We start from the raw sequence: 25,444 nt of genomic DNA on the forward strand, positions 1-25,444 counted from the left end.
TGGCCATTTTTAACGTAAATTTTATTTACTCAAAATTCTTTTATCTCTTTTATAAATATATCCCCGTACTGGATTAATTTTTTATCCCCAACTCCTTTTACTCTTAAAAATTCTTCCTTGTTTTTTGGCTTTATTGTAGCCATTTCTTTTAGTGAAGCATCGGAAAAAATTATAAAAGGCGGGATATTTCTTTTTCTTGAAAGATCTAGTCTCACTTTTTTTAAATGAATAAAGAGTTTATCGTCGTAAATTTTCTCCAAGTTATTACTATTAGCTAATTCTTCTTTTTGCCTATCTTCTTTTACATTATTAATATAAATTTTCGCCCCGTCAAATAAAATATCCTTGGATTTTTCTGTAAGTTTTAGTATTGGATAAGTCATTCCTGAAACTTTTATAAAGCCATCAGCTACCAATACTCCTATCAGATCTTTGATATACTTATCAGAACTTTCCTTCATAAGGCCAAAAGTTGAAATATCTTTCAAATTTTTTTCTCTTGAATTTTTGTTGTTTTTTCCTCTTAGACAGTCGATAATAGTATTTTGTCCATATCTTTGGTCAAGTCTATATATAGTGGATAATATCTTTTGGCTATCGATACTTGCATCGACTTTTTCAACATCTCCCAAGCAATTTGAACAATTATTGCAAGTTTTAGGGGCTTTCTCGCCAAAATATTCCAAAATAAAAGACCTTAGACAAGAAGTTGTATTGACATAATTTATAATAATTTGCAATTTTTCCAGCTGGTATTTTTTAAATTTCGGATTATTAGTTTGATTTATGAGAAATTTGTTTAAAATTATATCTTGAGAATTATAGAGCAAAATACAATCGCTAGCTTCCCCATCCCTACCTGCTCTACCAGCTTCTTGGTAGTAGGATTCAATATCTTTTGGCATATTAAAATGGATTACGTATCTAACATTGCTCTTATCAATGCCCATGCCAAAGGCGTTGGTTGCAACAATTATCTTTTTTCTTTCAAAAATAAAATCATCTTGGCTTTTGTTCCTAGTTTTTTCACTTAGACCTGCATGGTATTTGCTTACATCAAAGCCCAAATTTTTTATAAATTTATAAATACTATCTACTTTTTTCCTTGTTGCTGCATAAATTATCCCAGAATCATCTTCGTGATTTTCTAAATAATCTTTGATAAAGCTTAATTTATCCTTGGGTTTTTTTACCATAAATCTAAGATTTTCCCTATCAAAGCCTGTAACTTTTACAAAAGGATCTGCTAATTTTAGATTGTTTATAATGTCATCTCTAACTTCTTTGGTCGCAGTTGCAGTAAAAGCAGCTTTGGGAATATTTGGCAAAAATTCGTAAATTTCTGGTATTAATTTATAAGAAGGCCTAAAGTCATGACCCCATTGGCTTATGCAATGAGCTTCGTCTACTGCCAAAAAGGAAATTTTTATTTTTTTGATAAATTCTCTGAAAAATTCATTTTCTAATCTTTCTGGTGAAATATATAAAATTTTAATTTGTCCATTTTCCAATTCTTTTAGGCTATTTACATATTGGTCAAAAGATTGGCTGGAATTTATAAAGCTTGCCCTAATCCCATCTTGACAAAGGGAATCAACCTGATCTTTCATTAGTGAAATTAAGGGGGAAATTACAAGAGCAGTCCCTTCCATCATAAGTGCCGGCAATTGATAGCAAATAGATTTGCCTCCTCCAGTTGGCAAAACTCCCAATACATCTTTTTTTGCCAAAATATTTTCTATTATTTCCTCTTGACCAGACCTAAAAGAGTCAAAGCCAAAGTATTTTTTTAAATTTTCTTTTAATAAGTTTTTTTCCATAGTGCTAAAAAAAATAATTAACTTCCTTAGAAGCTAATTATTTCTTCTCCATTTTAATTTGTGCCTTGATTATTTGAAGGTGTCAAAGAGTCATTAGAATCTTGATTTTCTTCATCGTCTTCGACATTTATATAATCGTATTTTGATTCTTCTTTTTTCTTTGGTTTGTTGGTAATATATTCTTCTTTTTCCAAGATAGCTCCCTCGCCTTTGTTAAAGACTATGTTTCCTACCTTGGTCTTTAGAGAAATATCTTTTTCAACTTTATTATCCTTAGTAAAACCATCTTTTATATTTCTATAAGAAACATTACCAAAGATAAAATTACCTATATCTAAGCTTGCTCTTACATTGTAATTATCAAGGCTATCAGTTGATTTTATTATAATATTGCCAGTTTGAGTAGAAAAATCAGATCTTGGCCCAAGTTTTCCATCTTCTATAATTATATCTCCAACATTTGTGGCAAGTTTTGTATTTAATAATTCTGTTTTGACAAGGCTAATATCGCCTGCTTGGTTAGAAACATTGCCGCCAAAAAACGAATTTTCAAAACTAATATTGCCACTTTTTACATTCAAATCCAAATCTCTAACTTCAAGATCGGTTATCTTCACATCTCCAGCTCCAATATTTGCTTTGATTTCATCAATTGCCTTATCAGATGGTAGGAAAATACGAACTATTTGAGTTTTGTTTTTCATATTAAGCTCTTTGCCAACTATATTGCTTTTAAGCTTTAATTCTCCCTTTTCATAAGAAACATCAAGAGTATATTGGTTTTCATCTCCTCTGTAAAGGTGAGTGTATTCCACATAAGGATTTGTTGTTGATTTTTGTATTCTTAAATCGGCAGTTTTTAGATCGATATTAATTTTTTTAATCTGACTTAAATCAACTCTCATAATATTTGAACCATTATAAGAATTTTCATCTATTATTTTGCTTGTTGCAGGATTATTATTCTTTGCTGCTTCATGCTTATTAAAATAAAATAGTCCAACTATTGCGATAATTGCGACAATCACAAGTATTGCAATATTTTTCTTTTTTCTTATACTAAAAAATTTTTTATAATTTTTTGCTTGAATTCTTATTTTTTCTTCGTCATTATTGTCTAAATTTTCATCTATTATTTCTTTATTTTTATTATCTTCCATAACTTACCTCTGGGCTTTTCTGGCATGATATTCCATAATCATTAAAAAACTTGTTAGGGCAAAAATCCAAATTATATATCTTTCATTAATTTTATCATTTGTGGTAAAAACCTTGTAAATATAAGTATAAACTTGACTTGTTTTCCTCTTAAATATGTATTTTTCTAACAAAAATCCTATTGAAGTGATATTATTAAATGCAAGTCCTAGATAAAATATAGTTTTTGCAAACTTCAGATTTTCTTTTCTAATATAAATCGATAAAAGAAATATTACAAGACTTACAAAGCCAGTCAAAATAAGAATTTTTGACCCCTTTGAGAAAAAATATAAGGAAATTGTCGAAAACATTAGCAAAATTGCCTTAATTTCACTTAATAGATTGACCTTATTTTCACTAGTCTCACTCATAATTTATTCTCCAAAGATAAAGTCCATTTGGACTTAAAGTAGGATTTGCTCTTTTTTTGTTTGTCGGCAGGAAATATTCCTTAAATTCATCAAGGCTAATCCTTGATCTTCCAAGTTCTATCAGACTTCCTGCCATTATTCTCACTTGATTGTGCAAAAAACTATTGGCCATAAAATAAAATATTAATTTTGACCCTTCTTCTTCTAAATAGCAATCATCGACACTTCTAATTGTATTTATTTCTAAATCCTTATCAGATCTCATAAAAGCCTTAAAATCGTGTTCTCCTTTTATAATTTCAAGACCTTCTTTGATTTTTTCTAAATCAAGTTTGTAGGTTATATGCTCCATATAATTTCTATATATTGGATGCATTATCTTATCCCTACATATAACATACTTGTAAGTCTTATCTTTTGCAGAAAATCTTGCGTGAAAATTTAAATCGACTTCTTTAGCAGAAATTGCAAGAATATCATCTGGAAGATAGGGATCTAAATGAAAATTAAAAGAAGATGGATTTATCTTACTTGCAGTTAGAAAATTTACATATTGGCAAAAAGCGTGAACTCCTTTGTCAGTTCTTCCAGCTGCAATTATCCTATTATTTTCACCTGTTATCTTATGGATTGCTTTTTTTAGTTCATCTTCAACGTTTCTGTGGTCATTTTGTGATTGATAGCCGTGAAAATTGCTCCCATCATAGGCTATTTCTAGCAAAATATTTTTTATCATATATATCTTAAAACAATAATTACAAGACAAAATCCCAAAAACAAGAATAATGTCAAATAATCAGTTTTGTCCATAAATATTTCATTAAGCTTAGTTCTTTCTTCACCAATCCTATAAAGTCTTGCTTCCATGGCAGTTGCCAATTCATCAGATCTGTTAAAAGAATTTAGAAACAAAGGAACTAAAAGAGGAACCATTGATACCGCCCTATTTATGATATTTCCAGATTCAAAATCAGCACCTCTTGCCATTTGCGCCATTTTGATTTTGTTAGCTTCATCAAAAAGAGTTGGTATAAATCTTAAAGATATAGAAATCATCATAGCTAGCTCTCCTGCTGGAAAACCAAAGCGTTTCAAAGGCGAAAATAATTTTTCCAAACCATAAGTTAACTCCATTGGACTTGTCGTATAGGTTAAAATTGATGTGGAAATTATAATTAGAATAAGTCTTAGCATAGTAAAAGCCGTTCTATATATCCCCTCATCTGTGATATTTAATGGCCCAACTTTTAATAAAACATTTCCTGGTGTTGTAAATAAATTTATTACAGCTGTAATAACTATAATAAAAATTAAGGGTTTTAAGGATTTTACCACACTTTTTATAGGAATTTTTCCAATGTGAACCATCAGGCCTACAAGTATTACGAATGGAATGAAGTTTATTAAATTATCTACAAAAAATATTGTTATAATAAAGGCGAATATGCCTATAATTTTTACCCTGGGATCTAATCTATGAATAAAAGTATCATAGGGTAAATATTGACCAATACTTATTTTATTCATTTTCAACTCCCAAATATCTGGACAATTCTTCTACTGCACCGTCGATTGTGTAAATATCATCTGCTATTTCATGACCCTTTTTTTTGTAAGCTCTCATAAATTTTGTAATTTGCGGTATGTCTAGACCAATTCTTTCAAGATCTACTTTGTTAAAAGTATCGTAGGTAGAATTATCGCTATAAAGTTCACCTTTATTTAAAACAATTACCCTGTCTACGTAATTTGCAACATCTTCCATAGAATGGCTAACCAAAACTATGGTAAGCTCTGGGTCATTGTTGTAAATATTCATAATTTCAGCAAATATTTCCTTACGTCCAACTGGATCAAGGCCTGCTGTTAGTTCATCAAGAACAAGAACTTTTGGATTCATGGAAATAATTCCTGCAAGAGCTACTCTTCTTTGTTGGCCTCCAGAAATTTCAAATGGAGAAATATCCTTGTATTTCTCATAGTTAAGACCAACTTTATTCATAGCAAGTTCAACTCTTTTTTGAATTTCATCTTCCGAAAGTTTCATATTTTTAGGACCAAAGCCTATGTCTTTTTCTATTGTTTCCTCAAATAGTTGATGTTCTGGATATTGAAATACAAGGCCTACCTTAAATCTTATGTCTCTTCTTTTATCCTTATCCTTGGTGGATATGCCATCAACAATAACCTCGCCATTTGTTGGAATTAATAGTCCATTTAGTAGTTGGACTAGGGTTGATTTTCCAGATCCTGTTTGACCTATCAAACCTATGATTTCATGGCTTTTTATATTTAGATTGATATTTTTTAGAGCGTAAACTTCTCCAGGAGAGCCTTGATTATAAATATAATCTACATTTTTAATTTCTATATTCATATGCTTTGCAAAAACTCCTCAATATTAAGAGGTAGATGTTTAAAATCTACCCCTCTTAGTCTTAATTCATAAGCAACTTCTGTAACTTGAGGAACTGACAAACCCAAATCTTTCATGCGTTTTACTTGACTAAATACTTCTTTGGCACTTCCCTCTAAGGCTTTTTTGCCCTTATCTAAAACTATTATCTTATCTGCGATTATCGCTTCTTCCATATAATGAGTTATATAAATTATTGTTTTGCCATAATTCTTATTTAGATCTTCTACTAATTTTATAACATCTTTTCGACCTTGTGGGTCAAGCATTGCCGTCGGTTCGTCAAAAACTATATAGTCAGATAGCATGGCTATTACTCCAGCTATTGAAACTCTTTGTTTTTGTCCGCCGGAAAGTGTGGCTGGACTTCTTTTTTTATAATCTATCATTCCAACTTGTTTAAGTGCACTGTCTACACGATTTCTAAGCTCTGGATTAGGAATTTTTAGATTTTCAACTCCAAAAGCAACTTCTTCTTCAACAGTTGTCGCAACCATCTGGTTATCAGGATTTTGAAAAACCATGGAACATTTTTTTCTTACATCCCATATCTTGTCGTGATCTTTGGCATTAATCCCATCAACGTAAATATCTCCAGATGTTGGTACAATTTGAGCGTTGATTAATTTTCCCAAAGTTGATTTTCCTGATCCATTGTGGCCTAAGATTGCCACAAATTCACCCTTATTTATATCTATATTTAATCCATCAAGGGCAAATTTTTTATTTTCTTCATCACTTGATGGATATGCATAAGTTAAATTTTCTATCTTAATCATTTTTTCCCTTAATAAAGCATAGCTGGAGAATAATTTGTTGATGATTCATATACCACAACTGGTGTCATAAAATCTGCATTTTGAAAAATAAATTTCGCAACACTAGGTGGAAGATTCAAACATCCGTGAGAACCACTGTAGGTATAAATATTTCCTCCAAAAGCTCCTCTCCAAGGTGCATCGTGGAAGCCTTCTCCATCCCAACCAATTGGCATCCAATAGCTTACTGGTGTTTCGTATTTACTTTCTCTATCAAAATTTACTCCCTTTAGGGTAACCTTGTAATTTTTCTCCAAAATTGCGCCAACGCCTTTGTTTGTAGCCCAATTTCCCCTAGGGATTCCTGAAACTATATTAGATTCTAAAATAACTTGACCATTTTTGTAAAACCACAAATATTGGCGAGATAAGTCTACTTCTATATAGGTATCTCCAATATCTCCACCGGTAGATGTACGGGTTAAGCCAGCCTTACTATAAACAGGCTCAATTTCTCCACTTTTTCTTTGGTTTACTTGTTGGTAAATTTTATCAATCATAGCCTCAATATTTAATTTAAAACCATAAACTCCAGGTCCTACAGTAATTTGACCAATTCCTGTAGCATTAAAAGTTCTATTTTTGCCGTAGGTATTAGTTTGATCTGCCAAATAATTTACATATTCTAAGACTTTATCGTAGTTAAGTTCATAACCATTATCGGTAAAATCCATCAAATCAATTAGTGAATCGCCTGCCAATTTTAAATCAAAACCATTAAAATTAAATTTTATAGTCATATTTACTAATTTTTCTATGTCAGCTAAAATATCTTTAATTTCTTTGGAATTAGATCTAATCTTTGGAGCATAGTAAAAACTATCATCTAGGTCAATTTCTTTTTTTCCAGTATTAATCCCGTCAATAATGACCTTTTCTAATTTATCTTTATAGATTTTATTACCCTCTACCTCTTTTTTTATTTCATAGGTCTTATCTTTGATTTCAAGCTTGGCATCTTCTGGCTCTGTAATTCCATTCATTAAAGAAGAATCTTTGATGATTTTATCAAGTTTTTCACTATTGTAGAAGCTTTTAATTTCAAAATCAAAAACTTCTTTTCTGCCAATTATATAAGACATTGGCCAATAAAATGGATTTTGATCTAATTTTGCATTTTTTGGTAATTCGATCTTATAATCTATATCTTCAGGTTTTATTTGTAAAGACCTATCATCTCTACCTTTGATATTTAAGTGAAAGTCGTTAGGTACATTTTCCAAGGCACTAGCTTTAGATGCATAGGAAATGTCTCTACCATTTAAAAAGGTATTTGGTAAAGCTATGTTGGTAAATATAGCTGCTCCTATTAAATATATAGCTAATAATAAAACTATTATCAGTGTAACTATTCTTATTGTGTTTTTATTCTTACTGTCATTAGCAGAAGTCAAATTTCCCTCCAAATTATTTTACTTTAGGTTTTTCACCAAAATATTGGTAAAAATCAACCTTTTGTCCACCATTATACAATTTACGTTTTTTTGATAATTTTCTTTTAAATGTTTTGTCGAATTTTTCATCGCTAGTTATAAAATATAAAGACCAAGTCTTTAAATTACTAAACTTATCGTTGATTTTTTGATAAATTTCCTTTGTATCCATCAAAGATAATCTTTCACCATAAGGAGGATTTGAAATCATAATCCCATAATCATCTTTTAGGGCTACATTTTTTATGTCTCTTGTTATAAAAGAAATATCCTCACCAACACCTGCATTAATTGCATTTTGCTTAGCTAGGCTTATGGCTTTTCCAGAAATATCAGAACCTAAGATATTTAATTTTGCCTTATAATCAATAGCTTCTAAGGCTTCTTTTTTGGCTTCTTTCATAAATTTCGGATCGATAAATTTGAAATTTTCAAAATCAAATGACCTATCCAAGCCACTTGCTATATTTCTAGCCTTTCTTGCAGCTTCAATAAGTATAGTTCCTGATCCACAAAATCCATCAAATAAAAATCTATCAGCCTTGTAAAAAGACAAATCAACAAGCCCTGCCGCTAAGTTCTCACGAAGAGGAGCTTTTACTGTGCCTTCTCTGTAGCCTCTTTTGTGAAGGCCATCTCCAGAAGTATCAATTGCAAGGCTTACCATATCCTTATCTATCATAATTTCAAATAAAACTCTAGGTCCACTTTTCTTGAAATGATTAATCTTATATTTTCTTTTTAAGGATTCAACAATGGCTTTTTCTGTTACAGATTGAATGGTTCTTATGGAAAAAAGCTTGGATTTATAGCTTCTAGCATTTACTATAAAATTATCATCCTTATCTAAGAAATCGGCAAAATCTATTGCCTTTACATTTTCAAAAAGCTCATCAAAATCTAAAGCCTTAAAAGATTTTATTTGCAAAAAAACTCTATCAGCTTCTCTAAGATATAAATTAAGTTTGCAAACATCCTTCAAAGCTGCATTAAGAATTATCTTTCCATCTTCAACAATAAAATCATAATAGCCCATATCCTTTAGTTGCCATTTTACCAAAGATTCCAGGCCAAAACTTGTTGTAATAATAAATTTAGTCATAAGTATATTATAACAGTAAATTCAAATATTTCACCCGAATTTACTAATCTTTTTGATATTTAAAATAATTTTACAAAAGAGATTAAAATTAGTTTTTATTTGCTTCTCTAAGTGCAATTTTTAAATAAATTCCATCTACACCATGATTTTCTTTTAAATATTCTTCCATAGACCCATCTTTAAGATTTGCACCAGCAAGCTCATTTTTATCAGTTGTAAGATAAGTAAATAAAAGTTGTTCCTTATCATAATCTAAAGAAAAATCTTCAGCCCAATTAATTGTGGATAATGTTTTAGGATTTACAGAGCTTGTATAAAGGCAATCACAAATTTTGATATCTCTTCCAGTTTTTATCTTATAAATATCCAGCTTTTTGTTTGTAAAATCAAAATTCAATATGTCAGAATTTGAAATATCTAGATTAATAATAAATAAATTTTCGACTTTTCCATCCTTAAAAGCATTTAAACTTAATTCTAATATGCTGTCTTTTTGTAGATTATTGATCTTGTAGGTAACTGGAGTCTGGGAAAAAACAACTTCTTCATCTTCTAAATTTTCATCGCCCATTCTTAACTTACAGATGTTGTTATCTTCTAAAGAATCTTCTTTTTCTTCAATTTTTGTAAATTTCACAGCTTGGTCATCACAAGATGATAAGGAAAAGATAAAAACTAAAACAAAAAATAATTTTGATACTTTTCCTATTTTATTCGATAAATTTTTACTAAGAAACATGGCAAATTCTCCTTTTTTCTTATTATAAATCTTTTATTATTAGATTTACAAGAGCTTTAAGGCACTTGCTTTAGGATATTATAATTAGTTAGATATAAATCTAAGTGTTGATTGTTGCATTTAGACAGAAATCATTATATAATGAGATTACTAAGATATATATCTAATAATATTTCGAAGAGTTAGATGATTATCTAAGAAAGGATTGATTTATGGAAAAAAATATTTTTTATTTGAATTATAAAGCAAATTTCATTAGCGAAGCTGGTTTTCTTATTTATGATTATATAAAATTTCTAGGCGCTAGCAAAAATTCTTCAATAAGCTGGCAAGATTCTTGGATTAAAACTTCTGGTAGCGAAAATATTATTGTAAGAATCGAGGAAAGATTATCAGACTTTCCTCAATATATGAATTTTCTAAGAGAAGTTAGGACCGAGTCAGTCGGAATAATCAAGGAATTTTTTGACGATAAAAACAAAGATATTGTGGATCTTTTTTCAATTTATGAAAAAAATGATAAATCTTGCTTACCTTTACTCACAATTGTTTTTATGAATTTAGATGATGAAAAAGACGATGATTTTTCTTATGATTCTTTTAAGAAAGCCTATGACTTATTTTTTTATAAACTCATAGACATTGATTTTTTCGACCTAAACGAAAAGGAAGTAAATTCTTATGAAAAGATCAAAAATCAGGTAAAAGATTTAGATATTATGGCCTATATAGCAAAGGCAAAATATTCCGATAGGGACATGATGACGCTAATAAGAGCTTATAAAGATACTTTTGACCTTTACCAAAGACTTTTGCCTCTTGTAAATAAATTAGGAAAAATTATTGAGAGCAAATTTTATCTAATCAAGGAAGTTTTTGATCAAAATTTAAAAGATTTTGAGGAGACTTCTTATAAAAGAGCTTTTGAATTTGCAAGGCAAGTTGGTTTTGAAGATTGTTTGAATATCTCACAGGAAATTGAGATTTCAATTCTACTTTTATTGCCATTTTCATCTACATTCACTTTTTGGGATTCAGATGATATGCCACCATTTATGAAATTTGGAATTTTAATGAAAATGTATGAAAACCAAGATGAGAAAAATAAACTTACTAATATTAGTAATGAGCTAAAAATAATCTCAGATCAAACGAGGATAGATATTTTAGATTTGCTTAATAAATCAGATTATTATGCCAAAGAACTTTCAGATAAACTTTATATAACCCCTGCAACTTTGTCCTACCATATAAACCAACTACACGCGGCAGGACTTTTGAGAGTTTATAAAAAAGGTCGCAGGTATTATTACCAGCTTAAAAAATCAGGTTTTGATAAAATAATAGAAAATTTAAGAGAATTTTCCAAAAACATTAAGGAGGATGACCATGAATACGACCAATAAGTATAATTTGGGAGAATATTTGACAAATGAAGATACAATAAAAAATTATCTTCGTAAGGACAAATTATCAATTATAGAGCTTTTAAAATACGCTTACGCTCCATTTAAAAAGGACCTTAAAATAAAACTATCTCTAATAATTTATCCAATTTTTAATGGAATTGTCCCAGTTTTGCAAGCTTTTATTATGTATTATTTGGTAGATTTGATAGAAAATAATACCAGCCTTAAATCCATGCTTTTAACGATTTTAGCCTATGGACTTATAGTTTTTATCTCATCTATGATTTCAAATCAAATAGAATACAAAACTTACGCCAAATATATGGGAGTTAGGCTTGAATTTCTTGAAAAAGCAGCTTCTAAGATTATGGATATGGATTATTCTCTTGGAGAAAATTCGATTTTTATGGCTGAATTTACCAAAGGCTTTGAATCTTTTTCTAATAATGTCACAGGTCTTGAAGGCATATATCACGATATGTATCCACTCTTATCAAGTCTTTTGTCATTTATAATCATTTCTGTGATTATGGCAAAGCTTTCTCCATTGATCTTAGCCTTTGCCCTAGTTTCAATAGTTTTACAACTAATAATTAGAAATTACACGACTTCTTATAGACACGACCGTGAGGGCGAGCGTAACAAAGTTTCTAGAAAAATTGATTCATATTATTCCAAAGCTTCTGATTTTTCTTTTGCTAAAGATATAAGACTTTTTTCTTTTAAAGATACTTTTATAGAAGGTTTTAAGCCTTTAATTAGGGATATTTATGAGATTTGCGGGAAATATGTAAGGCCAGAAATTTATTTTTCTCCAGTTCTTGCAATTTTGCTTGTAGGAATTGAAGCTTTGACTTTCTATTTTCTAGGACAAAGAATATTTAATCAGACTATAAGCCTTAAAAACTTAACTTTAATGATAACTTCACTTACTGTTTATGCTGGAGTATTAAATTCCTTGGTCGTAAATATAGCCAAAACTAAATCAAATCTCTTATATGTGGCTGATGGCTTTGACATGATTAGAGCTGACCTAAAAAGTACCACTGGTGATAAAAAAATATCTGGACCAGTTTCAATAGAATTTGATGATGTTTCATTTTCCTATCCTCTATCAGATAAAAAAGTTTTGCAAAATTTATCTTTTAAGATTAAACCAGGCGAAAAAATTGCCATAGTTGGAGTAAATGGAGCTGGCAAATCCACCATAGTTTCACTAATTCTTGGTCTTTATAAGCCTAGCTTTGGAAAAATTTATATAAATGGAATCGATAGCGAAGAGATTGATCTTAAAGAAAGATTTGCTGCTTTTGCGACAGTTTTGCAAAATGTTGAGCCTTTAGCTGTAACAATTGCAGAAAATGTGGCAGCAAGTTCTACAAATATCGACAGAGATAGGGTAATCAAAGCCTTGGATGATGCAGGACTTTCTTATAAACTTGACCAACTTCCAAAAGGAATTGATACGCCGATGACAAAAAATATAGATGATTCTGGAACGCTTTTTTCTGGCGGAGAAAATCAAAAACTTGCCATAGCTCGTGCCTTATACAAGGAAAATTCCAGCGCTCTTATTATGGATGAGCCAACAGCAAGCCTTGATGCTCTAGCAGAAGAGAAAATTTATAAGCAAATAGAAGAAATATCTACTGATAAGACTTTGGTTTTTATCTCCCATAGACTCGCATCAACAAGATTTTGCGATCAAATTTTGCTTTTAGATGGTGGAAAAATCAAAGAATTTGGCAGCCACGAGGAACTTCTAGCTAAAAATGGCCTATATAAAGAAATGTTTGATAGTCAGAAAAAATATTATAAGGAGGAAAAAGATGAAAAATAAATACAAATCCATGATGCTTTTACTAAAGCTCATAGCAAAAAACGATCCCTTATATATTGTTCTTATCATATTAAATGCGATAATACCAGCAATAAACACTATAGTTAATGTATTTGTTCCTATGATATTTATTAACCAACTAACCAATCCAAGGGAATTTCCTTATTTTGTAAAATTAATTATTATAATAGTTTTGGCAAAATTTATCCTTACAACTCTTAGTAGAATATTTTCTATGAAAGAATTTGTAAGACGCATGGCAATCAATAATTCAATTTCCTTTGAAATTGGCAAAAAAGCCATGGATTTAACCTATCAAAATATTGAAAATCCTAATGTTCTTGACCTAAAAGAAAGAGCCAATGCTGCCTTGAATTTTGGATCCTTGCACCAATTATTAGCTTGCCTATCAGAAATAATCAAAGGCTTTACTACAATTCTTGCAACAGCCATAATTATAATAAACTTTTCTCCTTATTTGGTAGCTTTTTCCATGATAATATCGATACTAATAATCCTAGTCGACAAAAAAATGTCATCATATACTCAAGAATTTGACCAAGGAAATGTTGCTGTTAACAGGAGATTTTCATATTATTTCTCGCTAATGGCAGGTAAGCCACAGCAAAAAGATATAAGAGTTTTTGACTTAGGAGGCTTAATTTACGATAAAACCCAATCTTATCTTGACAAAATGATGGCAAGATATCATGAGAAATTTTCCTATGAAACTAATATGAACGCCATAAAAATTTTCCTAGAATCCATAATAAGATTAGTTTCCTACGCTTATGTGGCAATGAGAACTCTATCAGCTAATTACGGAAGTCAAATAACTTTTGGAGAATTTTCAGTGATAATTTCTGCTAACGAAAATTTCATGAAATCTTTCCAGGAAATATTTTCTGAAACAGCTGGTTTTCTAATAAGTCTTAAAAATCTAGAACCCCTATATGAATTTATGATCTTAGATATTGAAGATGAAAAAAGCCTAAAATTAGCAGAAGATTTCCAATCTTTGGAATTTAAAAATGTTTCCTTTGCCTATCCGGGAAACGATAGACTAATATTAGATGATATTTCTTTTAAGATAAATAAGGGAGAAAAAATTTCAATTGTCGGTGTGAATAATGCTGGAAAAACAACAATGGTAAAATTAATACTAAGATTTTTTGAAATTGATAACGGAGAAATCCTCTACAATGGAATTAATATCAAAGAATACAAAAAATCTTCTCTATATGATAAAATTTCAGCAGTTCTTCAAGATTTTTCAATCATGCCTTTTACCATAAAAGAAAATATAATCGCCAATAAAGCTTACCAAAAAGAAAAAATGGATAAGATTTTAGAAGATCTTGATTTAAAAGAAAGAATTCAAAGCTTAGATTCTGGAATTGACACTTATTTGGACAAGGATATTTTCGAAGATGCGACAGATTTTTCTCTAGGTCAAAAGCAAAAACTTGCCATCGGCAGATGTCTTTACCAAAATCCAGATTTGATAATACTTGATGAACCAACTGCAAGCCTAGACCCACTTTCAGAAGCTAAAATTTATGAGCATTTTAACCAAATGACAAAGGGAAAAACCGCCATATTTATATCTCACAGAATGAGTTCTTCAAGATTTACCGACAAAGTTTTGGTAGTTGACGACGCAAAAATAATGGCCTTTGATAGCCATGAAAATCTTATGAAATATGATAATATCTACCGAAGATTGTATCAAGCTCAAGCAAAATATTACCAATAAAACATAAAAAGCTAATCCAATTTAAGGATTAGCTTTTCTTATATTCCAAGATATGCAGCTTTTACGTCAGGATCAGTTCTAAGATCTTTTGCAGATCCTTCTTTTACGATTTTTCCTGTTTCCAAAACATAGCCCCTATCTGCTATTTCTAGAGCAAGGTTGGCATTTTGTTCTACCAAAAGTATGGTTCTTTTTTGCTCTTTTAATATTTCAATAGTTTTAAATATTTTATCAACAAATATAGGCGAAAGTCCCATTGAAGGTTCATCTAATAGCAATACTTCAGGCCTTAGCATCAAGGCTCTGCCCATGGCTAGCATTTGCTGTTCTCCACCAGAAAGAGTACCAGCTTTTTGCTTTTTTCTTTCTTTTAATACTGGAAAAAGTTCGAAAATTTTATCCATTTCAATTTTGTCATCTTCGCTACTAGCATCTACTGATATCGCCCCTATTTTTAGATTGTCTTCTACTGAAATCCCTTGAAAAATTCTCCTGCCTTCTGGGACTTGAGCTATGCCCATTCTCGTTCTTTTGAAAGCTTTTTGTTTTAATATAGAATTGTTTTTAAAAATGATATCGCCTGCTTTTACTGGCAATAGTCCAGAAATTGCTTGCAAAGTTGTGGTTTTTCCAGCTCCATTTGCTCCAATAAGAGAAACCACTTCGCCTTTTTCAACTTCCAAAGAAATTCCCTTTAGAGCGTGAATATTTCCATAATAAACGTTTAAATCTTCTACTTTTAATAAACTCATAGGCTAATTCCTTTCACTACCTAGATATGCTCTTATAACTTCTTGTTTATTTATGACATCGCTAGGTTTGCCCTTTGCTAAAATTTCTCCATGGTTAAGGACTATCAATTCTTCGGATATGCCAAGAACTAAATTCATATCATGCTCTATCAACAAGATTCCAATATTCGTTTTATCTCTTATCATCTTTATTGATTCCATCAAATCTTTTGTTTCTGTATCATTCATACCTGCAGCTGGCTCATCTAAAAGCAAAAGTTTAGGACGAGTTGCCATAGCTCTTGCTATTTCAAGTTTTCTTTGTGCTCCATAAGGAAGAGATCCTGCAAAGGCCCTGAAATATTTTTCTAGATCAAAAATCTCAAGGATTTCTCTCGCTTTTTTACTGGCTGATTTTTCCTCGCTCCAATATTTAGGAAGTCTAAACATTCCAGTTAAAACTCCATAATCCATATATTGGTTCATGGCAAGTTTTACATTATCAAGAACTGTAAGATTGTCAAAAAGTCTGATATTTTGAAAAGTTCTCGCAATTCCTTCCTTAGAAAGCTTATCAGGTCTTAGTCCGTTGATTTTTTTATCTTCAAGAAATATCTCTCCTTCAGTTGGGGTATAAACTCCTGAAAGCATATTAAATAAGGTGGTTTTTCCTGCTCCATTTGGTCCAATTAAGCCAAGAAGCTCTCCTTTTTTCATGGTAAAATTTATATCATTTACAGCCTTTAGTCCTCCAAAGGAAATGCCAACATTTTTTACTGTTAATAAATTTTCAGTCATTTTCTACATCTCCTTTTTCGTACTTATCCATCTTTAAAAATTTTCTTATAGAAAATTCTTTTCTACCAAGCAAACCTTGCGGCCTAAAAATCATTACAAGTATAAGGATTACAGCATATATTACCATTCTCCATTCAGCCAAAGGTCTTAAAATTTCTGGCAAAATCGTAAGTCCAACTGATGAGATCATAGCCCCTGTTATTGAACCAATTCCACCAAGAACTACCATTACCAAGTAGTCAAAGCTTTTGTTATAGTTAAAAATATTTGCTGCTATTACTCCTATACTTTGTGCATACAAGGCTCCAGCAATGCCTGCAAAAACTGCAGATAGGGTAAAGGCAAAAGTCTTGTATTTTGTTATGTTTATTCCGCAAGCTTCAGCTGCCAATTCATTATCTCTAATCGACAAAACAGCTCTACCATGTCTACTGTCAGCGTAGGTAAAAATCATTGCAATTGTTAAAACTGTTACAAAGAAAAATATAGCAAAGCTTTTTATTGTTGGTATTCCTGCCATACCCTGAGCTCCACCAGTTATATCGACATTTTCAATTACAACTCTAATAATTTCTCCAAAGGCCAAAGTTACAATTGCTAGATAATCTCCTCTTAACCTTAAAATTGGAAGTCCAATCAAAACCCCAAAAATTCCAGATGCAAGAGCTGCTAGAACTAAGCTAATTAAAAATCCTAAAAATCCACTCATATTTGTGCTTTTCAAAAAAATTCCAGCTGTGTAAGCTCCAATTGCCATAAAACCAGCATGGCCTAAGTTTACTTGCCCTAAAACACCAACGGTAAGGTTAAGGCTTGTTGCCATTATTATATTGATACAAATTAAAATAAGGATACTTTCCCAATATCTGCTTATTATTTTTCCTCTTATCAAAACTTCTAATATCAAAAATAAGGCTAAGACTAGAAGAGTTGAGATTATATATGAAAGTCTTTTTTCTCTTGACATATCAAACTTTCTCCTTATCCATCTTACCAAGTAGGCCATTAGGTTGGATCAATAAAACCAAAATTAAAACCATAAATACAATCGCATCAGCATAAGCACTTGATAAATAAGCTCTTGTCAAAACTTCTATCATCCCAAGAATAAGTCCACCAATAACCGCTCCAGGAATTGAACCTATTCCACCGAGAACTGCTGCCGTAAAGGCTTTAATTCCAAGCATAGAACCCATAAAAGGTTGAATTTGAGGATAGCTTGATACATAAAGAAGTGATGCAATTCCTGCAAGAGCTGAACCAATAGCAAAGGTCATGGACATAACTTTGTTTACATTAATTCCAACAAGCTCGCTTGCTCCATAATCTTCACTAACAGCAATCATTGACTTGCCTTCTTTGGTATTATTTATAAACAAATGCAAAATGTAAGTTAAAACAATCGTTGAAACTATAGTAATTATAGTTGCAAATGATAAGTGAACTGATCCAAAATCCAATGATTTATTATCAAAAATTGCTGGAATTGGTCTTGCAGAAGATGTGAAAATTTTTACAAATAGATTTTGCAAAAACAAACTCACCCCTATTGTCGTTATTAGCAAGGAAACTGGAGAAGAATTTCTCAAAGGTCTGTAAGCAACTCTTTCTATAGTAACTCCAAGCAGAGTACAAACTATTACAGCTGGTATAAAGCTAAGCCACAAAGGTAGGCCAAGGCTTATAGCCATAGCTTGTATAAAAATTGATATTACATAGGAGCCAACCATAATAATATCTCCGTGTGCAAAATTAACTAATTTGGCTATACCATAAACCATAGTATAGCCTAGAGCAACTAGGGCGTAAATACTACCTAGCTGCAAGCCATTAAACAATTGACTTATAAAATCCATATTTTCTCCTATCTTGGATTTACAATAGAATCAAATCTATATTCTCCATTTTCTATTCTCATTATTGAGGCAGCTTTTTGAGGGTTGTTATTTTCATCAAAGCTAAATTTGCCAGTTATACCGTCAAAATTTAGTTCTTTTAGTGCTTTTATCCTATCTTCATTAGAATCACTAGATGCTTTTTCAAAAGCTTCTTTTATCATATAAACTGTGTCATAGCCAAGTGCAGAAAAAGCTGTAGGATCTTCTTTGTAAAATTCCTTATAATTTTTGACAAATTCAGCTACTTTTTTATCTTTATCTTCTATTGAGAAATGGTTGGTAAAATATGATTTTTCTATCACATCCATACTTGATTTATCCATTGTTTTGATAATTCCATCCCAACCATCGCCTCCCAAAAAGTAAGAAGTAATTCCTGCATCTCTTGCTTGAGGGGTAATAAGTGCTAATTTCTCATAATATTCTGGCAAAAGCAAAACATCAGCCTTGACTTTGGCAATTGATGTCAATTGAGCTTTAAAATCTGTATCATTATCTCCATAATTTTCCTTAGCCAAAACTTCTATTCCAAGTTCTTTGGCCTTATCTTCAAAAGCTTGGGCAATTCCTGTTGAATAATCTGATGAAGTATTAACTAAAATTGCTGCAGTTTTTGCTTTTAGGGTATCTTTAGCAAAAATCGCCAATAGATTTCCTTGATAAGGATTGGTAAAGCAAGCTCTAAAGACATTTGCTTTTCCAGCTGTAATACTTTCTTCTGTACCAGTAGGAGTTATAACTGGAATTACATCTTTTTGAGAAGCTTCTGCTATTGCATTTGACGGAGTTGAAGTATTAGTTCCAATAATAGCACTAACTCCATCTTCAACTAATTTGTTATAACTTGTTACAGAATCGGTAATTTCGCCCTTGTCATCCATAGATTCAAGGCTAATTTCTTTGCCCTTAATTCCACCATTTTTATTAATTTCATCAATTGCCATTTGTATTCCATTAAGGGTCGAAGTCCCATAATTTGAGTATTGGCCTGTAAGTGGAAATGTTGAGCCGATTTTAATTGTCGAATCGTCTTCTGATTTTTGATTCTCTCCATTGGCACAAGCTGTAAAAATTGTAAATGCTGCAAGTACGATTGATAAAAGTTTCATTTTGTTTTTCATTTTTTTCCTCCAAATTTGGTAGAAAAAACCCTCCGTCTTTCCTACCATAGGTAGAAGAGACGAAGGGTATTATTATACATATTTAAAACCATCTCCGCGGTACCACTCTTCTTCATCATTTGATGCTCTCTAATCAATTTAATGAATAACTCTGTAACGGGAGTTCCCGAAAACGCCTACTACTATTTCAACGATTGGCTTGATGGCTAGTTTCTAAGAGTCTATTTAGTATCTTCCAGCTTACGATACCTCTCTGTAAAATAAATTTCTTATACTTACTCCACTTCATTGCTTTGTTTGTATTATAGTATCATAAATAGGCTTTGTCAATGATTTTTTTATAATAATACCTAAATTTGTATTTTTATTATTATAATCGGCAAAATTTGCTTACTTATCACTTTCTACTTCTGAGTCGAATTTATATTTTCCTTCATCTATCTTTATAATTTTGGCTGTCTTAATTGGGTTGTTGTTTTCATCAAAAGTAAAAGATCCAGTGATTCCTTCAAACTTGATAGCTTTTAATGTTTTTACAACCTCATCCCATTTGCTAGTTTTGGCTTCTTCTACGGCTTGTTTATACAAGTAAACAGTGTCATAACCTTCAGCTGCAAAAGTTGTAGGGCCATCTTTGTATTTTTCCTTGTAAGCTTTGATGAAATTTTGGTTTTTCTCAGATGGATCATCTAATGAAAATTGATTAGAAAAATATGATCCCTCTATGTCTTTATAAGATGACTTATCCATTACAGAAAGCACTCCATCCCAACCATCAGCACCTATAAGAGTTGATTCAATACCTGCATCTCTAACTTGTGAGGCTATTAGAGCTACTTTTTCATAATAATCAGGGATTAATAAAACATCTGGGTTAGAAGATTTTATTTTTGTAAGTTGAGCCTTGAAATCTGTGTCGTTATCTCCATAAGCTTCATCAGCTACAATTTCCATGCCATCTTCTTCTGCTTTTTGCTTAAATACATCGGCAATTCCCATAGAATAATCTGAAGATTGATTTTTTAGGATAGCAACTTTAGTTGCCTTCAAATTGTTTTTTGCAAGATTTGCTAAAACTTCCCCTTGGAAAGGATCTGTAAAGCAAGTTCTAAATACATTATCTTTACCCTCTGTTATATTTGCTTGAGTTCCAGTAGGGGTTATATAAACAATTTCATCTTTTGCTGCGGATTCCGCCATAGCTAGAGCAGGCTTTGATGGAACGCCACCTAAAATTGCATTAGCTCCATCTTCCATAAGTTTGTTATAATTTGTAACAGCTTCTGTTATCTCTCCCTTATCGTCAAGACCTGTCCATTCGATTTTTTTGCCGTCAATTCCGCCTGCTTCGTTGATTTCATCGATGGCAAGTTTTATTCCATTTTCTGTAGTTATACCATAAATTGACAAAGGACCTGTTAGTGGACCAGAATTTCCTAATTTTATTACATCTGATTCTTCTTTTGCCTTATCATTTGTATCATTACCACAAGCTGTAAAAGTAAACATTGTCGCAAAGGCTAGAGCCAATAACTTTCTTTTTAACATTTTTATTTCCTCCTAAATGTATTAATATTGGCAGAAAAAAAACCTCCGTCTCTTCTGCCTTTTGGCTAAAGAGACGAAGGGTAAATTTAATAATAATATACCATCCGCGGTACCACTCTTTTTCATCGTTTGATGCACTTAGATCAAGTTAATGATTAACTCTGTAACGGGAGTACCCGAAAGCGTCTACATATCGACGTTTGGCTTGGTGGGGATATTCATTGAATTTATTTTAGTATCTTTCACCAACTGATACCTCTCTATAAAAATAATACTCAATTACTCTTCCACTTCATCGCTTTTAATTGATAATAGTATTATAACCACAAAAAAATTAAATGTCAAATTTATTTACAAAATAATTTATAATTATTTATCTTTCCAGTCAAAAATTAAAGATAAACTTGGTAAAAAAAGACTCTTCAGAAATTAAATTATAAAAAATCCTAGCATTAAAGCTAGGAAATCATTTATTTATTATCGAATTAATAGCAGCTTGGACAGCCTTATATCTATCCTCATTTGTATGAGATGCCAAACAAGTTATTAAATATTTCTCGCCATTTTTCTCATACAAGGCAATTAGATTATAGGATGAAGCCATAGTTCCAGTTTTGACACCCTTGATATCTTCATTGTAAAATGCTGATTTTTTATCCAAAAATTCATTAGTATTTTTCCAAGTAATATCTCCTTGGTCAGTTTTTATGGTAAAGGAACTTTCTCCCATACATTCTTTGACAAAATCATAATCAATAAGTTTAAGAGTCACTCTATTAATATCATCTAAATTGGTATCAGCCTGGGTTGAAAATCCACTCGGATCAAACAAATGAGTTTTACTATAACCCTCATTTGCTAAATATTGGCTGAGATTTTTTACAAAATAATCCACATATTCTTTTGCACTATAACCATCTCCCAGGTCATTTTTGCCAATATTATATGCCAAAGCATAAGCAGCATCATTGCCAGATGGGACAAGCATAGCTTGCATTATTTGCTTAGTTGTGTATTTGCCAACTTTTAAATCAGCTAAAGATGAGTCACTAGGAACAAGGTCTAAGATATCTTGATTAACTTCAATAGTATCATCCAGTTTTACCTTAGTCATAGCATAATCAATGGCAAAAAGTTTAGACAAACTTGCAACAGTAGGCAATTGTCCAGCACCTTCATAAAATAAATATTTGTCATTATTTATGTCATAAACCGAAAATGAAAGAGCATCCTCAGGGATTTTTAGCTCCTTTGTGTCAAGTGCAAAATCGATTCTATCATAAAATTTTCTAAAAGTTCTAGATCGTAAAATTCTATTCTTATATGGACCTAATATAGCAAGCAAAAAAACTAAAACAATAAGTCCTATAATAAAAATAACTTTTCCTTTATTTTTAACTTTTTTCATATTGAATCCACCTATTTATATATTTATTAATATATAATTATACAATATTAAAATGGGTTTGCAATATATTAAAATAATTATACAAAAGATTAATTAAATTGATTTTAAACTTTCTATAGTAAACATTTGTATAATTCAATTATATGTGATTTTTAACTATCAAAATTAAACTAGTTAAAGTAAAATAAAGCCCGCGTGTGCGGGCATAAATGCTTACCACATGTTGTAATCCCAACAAGGCTTGTAATTTACCTGCTTTGTGCCTCTCTAAATAGCTGTAAACAGCTTTAGTTGCCAACATACAAAATTAGAAGGACATAAAACTCTCCTTTATCTTTTTTTAATATTATCTTTGAATATTTCTTCTAATTCTTCAAAATCTTCTTGCGTTGCCCAATGCCTTACAAAAGTTCTTGCATTAGATCTATATCTTAAATATCTTTTTCTTTCAGGATTGTTTTCCTCCCATTTTTTAGTAGCTCTCCTTTGTGCTTCGCTTGTCTTTTTTTCTGTCATCTTATATCTCCTTTTATTATTCTCTAATCTCCCCTTCTTCTATAGCAAGGTTGAAATTTTCTTCATCATCGAAAAAGTACTCATCAATTTCTTTTCCATCAAAAACCCTTGCATCTACATCTACTAAAGTGCCATCAAAGAATTCTAAAGAATAAAGATTAATTGCATCATCATAGTAGCTTTCGTTTAAGGATTCACTCCCCTATGTGTGCGGGTATTACTGACATTGTTTTTTGCTGCGACAGGGTGGCTTAGGATCATCCCCGCGTGTGCGGGTATTACTTCCTATCTTCCAAATCTTTGATCAAATCTTTAGGATCATCCCCGCGTGTGCGGGTATTACTCCTCAATAAACTTCATAAACTGCTTATCCGCAGGATCATCCCCGCGTGTGCGGGTATTACAAACAGTTCCTATTAATCCCACCGTATGGATCAGGATCATCCCCGCGTGTGCGGGTATTACAAGGGTTTTTATAAAAAAGCGATGGAAGAAATGGGATCATCCCCGCGTGTGCGGGTATTACTTTAATTTTGTATAAATCTCATCAACTTTTTTAGGATCATCCCCGCGTGTGCGGGTATTACTCTTTAATACGATCTTTTGTTTTTTCAGTCATAGGATCATCCCCGCGTGTGCGGGTATTACCACACGCAGTAATAGACCTTGATTCAAGCGAAGGGATCATCCCCGCGTGTGCGGGTATTACATCATCTTTTTTACAAAAATTATTCATCAATTAGGATCATCCCCGCGTGTGCGGGTATTACTCAAAAACTTGTTCATTAGCAAGTGAAGCCTCAGGATCATCCCCGCGTGTGCGGGTATTACAAGCCTTGTCCTGCCCTCGGTATCTGGATTGTAGGATCATCCCCGCGTGTGCGGGTATTACCAGTATTGTTTTGCAACTAAAAAGCAAGATGGAGGATCATCCCCGCGTGTGCGGGTATTACTTCACCTTTTAATTCTTTAGACATTAGTTTTGAGGATCATCCCCGCGTGTGCGGGTATTACGAATTAGCGAGAATAAAGAAAAAAGAATATGGAGGATCATCCCCGCGTGTGCGGGTATTACAATATTCAAAATTAGGGGGTATTCACCGATTTAGGATCATCCCCGCGTGTGCGGGTATTACTTTCTCAAAATGATGGGCAAATTGATAGGCAAAGGATCATCCCCGCGTGTGCGGGTATTACATTTGTTCCGGATTGTGAAAGTATAAAATCCCAGGATCATCCCCGCGTGTGCGGGTATTACGGAATCATTACAGATTTAATTCTTTGTCCGAAAGGATCATCCCCGCGTGTGCGGGTATTACCAATTTTACCCGCCCAAATAGTGATTGTTGGCAGGATCATCCCCGCGTGTGCGGGTATTACTACGGTTTACAAGTGTTTTCATTCCAACTTGCAGGATCATCCCCGCGTGTGCGGGTATTACTTTGATCAAGTCGCCTTACATCAACTTGAGTTAGGATCATCCCCGCGTGTGCGGGTATTACCAAAACCATATTGCCAAAAACTAGAATTAATTAGGATCATCCCCGCGTGTGCGGGTATTACAGTAAAAAATCCCTCTTATTAGCTTATTTTACGATCTGCTTGTTCTAATTTTTATTCACTTTATGAATTTAATTTACTTGCCAACTCATCTACTTTGTCTAAAAGCTTTTGTATTATTTTTGCATCTGCCAAGGCTCTATGTGGTACTTTTTCTTCTATCCCATATTCTTTTAAGACCGTTTCTAATTTATAATTATTTAGAAAGATTTTTTCATTTTTTACATATTTCATTAGATCATAAGTTTTGTTTGGTATTTTATTTTTTGATTGGCGTTTTAATGCTTCGTTAATAAATTTAAGGTCAAAGTTTATATTATAGCCAATTATTGGGTAATTTCCGACAAATTCTACTAGCTCATTTATGGCTTTTGATTCTTCTTTGCCATTTTTTAGTTGATCTTCATCTATTCCTGTCAAATTTTTTATTGTTTGTGATAATTTTATATCTTGTTTCACAAAACAGCTATATTGCTTAGTTTCTTTGGAAACTTTGATTGCAGCTATTTCTATTATTCGATCATTAATTGAGTCAAGACCGCTTGTTTCTAGGTCAATTATTACATAGGGCTCTTTGTTTTCTTTAGATGTTTTTTCCTTAGTATTATATTTCTTTGCTTTTCTCATTTTGGAAGCTTTGGAAAATCCGTGCTTAGTTTCTAATTTATCACTAGAAATTTTTTGGGGGCTTAATACTAGTGGTATCCCGTCAAAATTTATTGGTATTTTTGAGCAATTGTGAGTTTGGAAATTGTATCCTATCTCATTTCTATATGCATAGCTCATGGTTGCTTCGCCTATTCCAACACTATCAACGACACGCTCCCGAAGTTTCTCTCTGACTTTGCTGTTGAAATTTCCAATGTATACACCAGTTGATATTTCTTGCATCCATTTTGTCAAATCTCCTCTTAGGGAGAGAGGGCAATTTTTCAAAGTGATTACTGTAAGTGGCATTTT

At 31.8% G+C, this 25,444-nt stretch carries 22 protein-coding genes, 1 CRISPR repeat array and 2 other annotated features; of the genes, 3 read left to right on the plus strand and 19 right to left on the minus strand.

Annotated elements, in window-relative coordinates; translation table 11 throughout:
* Positions 1 to 29: 29 nt before the first annotated feature.
* The 10 genes from recQ to GAN53_RS00905 form a co-directional block, all read right to left on the minus strand.
* Entirely contained in the window at positions 30 to 1,820 is a 1,791-nt protein-coding gene (gene recQ / locus GAN53_RS00860) for a DNA helicase RecQ (RefSeq protein WP_151409161.1), read from the minus strand.
* 53 nt (positions 1,821 to 1,873) lie between these two features.
* Positions 1,874 to 2,980 (minus strand): DUF4097 family beta strand repeat-containing protein, encoded by a 1,107-nt coding sequence (locus GAN53_RS00865; RefSeq protein ID WP_151409162.1) that lies wholly within the window; start codon positions 2,978 to 2,980, stop codon positions 1,874 to 1,876.
* Positions 2,981 to 2,983: 3 nt separating this feature from the next.
* Entirely contained in the window at positions 2,984 to 3,391 is a 408-nt protein-coding gene (locus GAN53_RS00870; RefSeq protein WP_151409163.1) for a hypothetical protein, read from the minus strand.
* Positions 3,384 to 4,127: a tRNA pseudouridine(38-40) synthase TruA gene (gene truA / locus GAN53_RS00875; RefSeq protein ID WP_151409164.1), complete on the minus strand. Its 744-nt coding sequence runs from the start codon at positions 4,125 to 4,127 to the stop codon at positions 3,384 to 3,386. The genes GAN53_RS00870 and truA overlap by 8 nt, the downstream gene beginning before the upstream one ends.
* Complete coding sequence (locus GAN53_RS00880; protein WP_151409165.1) at positions 4,124 to 4,918, minus strand: energy-coupling factor transporter transmembrane component T family protein; 795 nt, start codon at positions 4,916 to 4,918, stop codon at positions 4,124 to 4,126. The genes truA and GAN53_RS00880 overlap by 4 nt, the downstream gene beginning before the upstream one ends.
* Positions 4,911 to 5,768 carry an energy-coupling factor transporter ATPase gene (locus tag GAN53_RS00885; protein ID WP_151409166.1) on the minus strand — a complete coding sequence of 286 codons (858 nt, stop codon included), beginning with the start codon at positions 5,766 to 5,768 and terminating at the stop codon, positions 4,911 to 4,913. Before GAN53_RS00885 ends, GAN53_RS00880 begins: the two co-directional genes overlap by 8 nt.
* Entirely contained in the window at positions 5,765 to 6,586 is an 822-nt protein-coding gene (locus GAN53_RS00890) for an energy-coupling factor transporter ATPase (protein WP_099321699.1), read from the minus strand. The genes GAN53_RS00885 and GAN53_RS00890 overlap by 4 nt, the downstream gene beginning before the upstream one ends.
* Before the next feature lie 8 nt (positions 6,587 to 6,594).
* The gene (locus GAN53_RS00895; RefSeq protein WP_225791795.1) at positions 6,595 to 8,019 is read right to left on the minus strand and encodes a L,D-transpeptidase family protein; all 1,425 of its coding nucleotides are present in this window, start codon (positions 8,017 to 8,019) and stop codon (positions 6,595 to 6,597) included.
* Positions 8,020 to 8,032: 13 nt separating this feature from the next.
* Complete coding sequence (locus tag GAN53_RS00900; RefSeq protein ID WP_151409167.1) at positions 8,033 to 9,160, minus strand: THUMP domain-containing class I SAM-dependent RNA methyltransferase; 1,128 nt, start codon at positions 9,158 to 9,160, stop codon at positions 8,033 to 8,035.
* 88 nt (positions 9,161 to 9,248) lie between these two features.
* Positions 9,249 to 9,899 (minus strand): hypothetical protein, encoded by a 651-nt coding sequence (locus tag GAN53_RS00905; RefSeq protein ID WP_151409168.1) that lies wholly within the window; start codon positions 9,897 to 9,899, stop codon positions 9,249 to 9,251.
* Between the two features lie 212 nt (positions 9,900 to 10,111).
* Between GAN53_RS00905 and GAN53_RS00910 the strand changes: the two genes are divergently transcribed.
* From GAN53_RS00910 to GAN53_RS00920, 3 genes are read left to right on the plus strand one after another with little or no spacing between them, the layout of a single operon-like run.
* Positions 10,112 to 11,305, plus strand: coding sequence for an ArsR/SmtB family transcription factor (locus GAN53_RS00910; RefSeq protein ID WP_151409169.1), 1,194 nt, complete (start codon positions 10,112 to 10,114; stop codon positions 11,303 to 11,305).
* Positions 11,289 to 13,148, plus strand: a complete 1,860-nt coding sequence (locus GAN53_RS00915; protein WP_225791796.1) for an ABC transporter ATP-binding protein — start codon at positions 11,289 to 11,291, stop codon at positions 13,146 to 13,148. Before GAN53_RS00910 ends, GAN53_RS00915 begins: the two co-directional genes overlap by 17 nt.
* Entirely contained in the window at positions 13,138 to 14,904 is a 1,767-nt protein-coding gene (locus GAN53_RS00920) for an ABC transporter ATP-binding protein (protein ID WP_151409171.1), read from the plus strand. Before GAN53_RS00915 ends, GAN53_RS00920 begins: the two co-directional genes overlap by 11 nt.
* A gap of 38 nt (positions 14,905 to 14,942) precedes the next feature.
* On the opposite strand, the gene GAN53_RS00925 is transcribed toward GAN53_RS00920, so the two are convergent.
* The 9 genes from GAN53_RS00925 to cas2e form a co-directional block, all read right to left on the minus strand.
* Positions 14,943 to 15,656: an ABC transporter ATP-binding protein gene (locus tag GAN53_RS00925; RefSeq protein WP_151409172.1), complete on the minus strand. Its 714-nt coding sequence runs from the start codon at positions 15,654 to 15,656 to the stop codon at positions 14,943 to 14,945.
* A 3-nt stretch (positions 15,657 to 15,659) separates the two neighbouring features.
* The gene (locus tag GAN53_RS00930; RefSeq protein WP_151409173.1) at positions 15,660 to 16,433 is read right to left on the minus strand and encodes an ABC transporter ATP-binding protein; all 774 of its coding nucleotides are present in this window, start codon (positions 16,431 to 16,433) and stop codon (positions 15,660 to 15,662) included.
* A complete protein-coding gene (locus tag GAN53_RS00935) occupies positions 16,426 to 17,400 on the minus strand; it encodes a branched-chain amino acid ABC transporter permease (RefSeq protein WP_151409174.1) in 975 nt (324 codons plus the stop codon). The genes GAN53_RS00930 and GAN53_RS00935 overlap by 8 nt, the downstream gene beginning before the upstream one ends.
* 1 nt (position 17,401) lies before the next feature.
* Positions 17,402 to 18,289 (minus strand): branched-chain amino acid ABC transporter permease, encoded by an 888-nt coding sequence (locus GAN53_RS00940; protein ID WP_099321689.1) that lies wholly within the window; start codon positions 18,287 to 18,289, stop codon positions 17,402 to 17,404.
* An 8-nt stretch (positions 18,290 to 18,297) separates the two neighbouring features.
* A complete protein-coding gene (locus GAN53_RS00945) occupies positions 18,298 to 19,452 on the minus strand; it encodes an ABC transporter substrate-binding protein (protein ID WP_151409175.1) in 1,155 nt (384 codons plus the stop codon).
* 52 nt (positions 19,453 to 19,504) lie between these two features.
* Positions 19,505 to 19,750: a binding site (T-box leader), on the minus strand.
* A 92-nt stretch (positions 19,751 to 19,842) separates the two neighbouring features.
* Positions 19,843 to 21,000 carry an ABC transporter substrate-binding protein gene (locus GAN53_RS00950; RefSeq protein ID WP_151409176.1) on the minus strand — a complete coding sequence of 386 codons (1,158 nt, stop codon included), beginning with the start codon at positions 20,998 to 21,000 and terminating at the stop codon, positions 19,843 to 19,845.
* A 66-nt stretch (positions 21,001 to 21,066) separates the two neighbouring features.
* Positions 21,067 to 21,305: a binding site (T-box leader), on the minus strand.
* Positions 21,306 to 21,466: 161 nt separating this feature from the next.
* The gene (locus tag GAN53_RS00955) at positions 21,467 to 22,408 is read right to left on the minus strand and encodes a serine hydrolase (protein ID WP_151409177.1); all 942 of its coding nucleotides are present in this window, start codon (positions 22,406 to 22,408) and stop codon (positions 21,467 to 21,469) included.
* A 330-nt stretch (positions 22,409 to 22,738) separates the two neighbouring features.
* Positions 22,739 to 22,924 carry a hypothetical protein gene (locus GAN53_RS00960; RefSeq protein WP_151409178.1) on the minus strand — a complete coding sequence of 62 codons (186 nt, stop codon included), beginning with the start codon at positions 22,922 to 22,924 and terminating at the stop codon, positions 22,739 to 22,741.
* Positions 22,925 to 23,177: 253 nt separating this feature from the next.
* Positions 23,178 to 24,487: direct repeats of the CRISPR family, unit length 29 nt; unit sequence AGGATCATCCCCGCGTGTGCGGGTATTAC.
* Positions 24,488 to 24,547: 60 nt separating this feature from the next.
* Complete coding sequence (gene cas2e, locus GAN53_RS00965; RefSeq protein WP_151409179.1) at positions 24,548 to 25,441, minus strand: type I-E CRISPR-associated endoribonuclease Cas2e; 894 nt, start codon at positions 25,439 to 25,441, stop codon at positions 24,548 to 24,550.
* Positions 25,442 to 25,444 lie beyond the last annotated feature (3 nt).

The organism is Anaerococcus sp. Marseille-P9784, from assembly GCF_902500265.1.
Taxonomy (GTDB): domain Bacteria; phylum Bacillota; class Clostridia; order Tissierellales; family Peptoniphilaceae; genus Anaerococcus.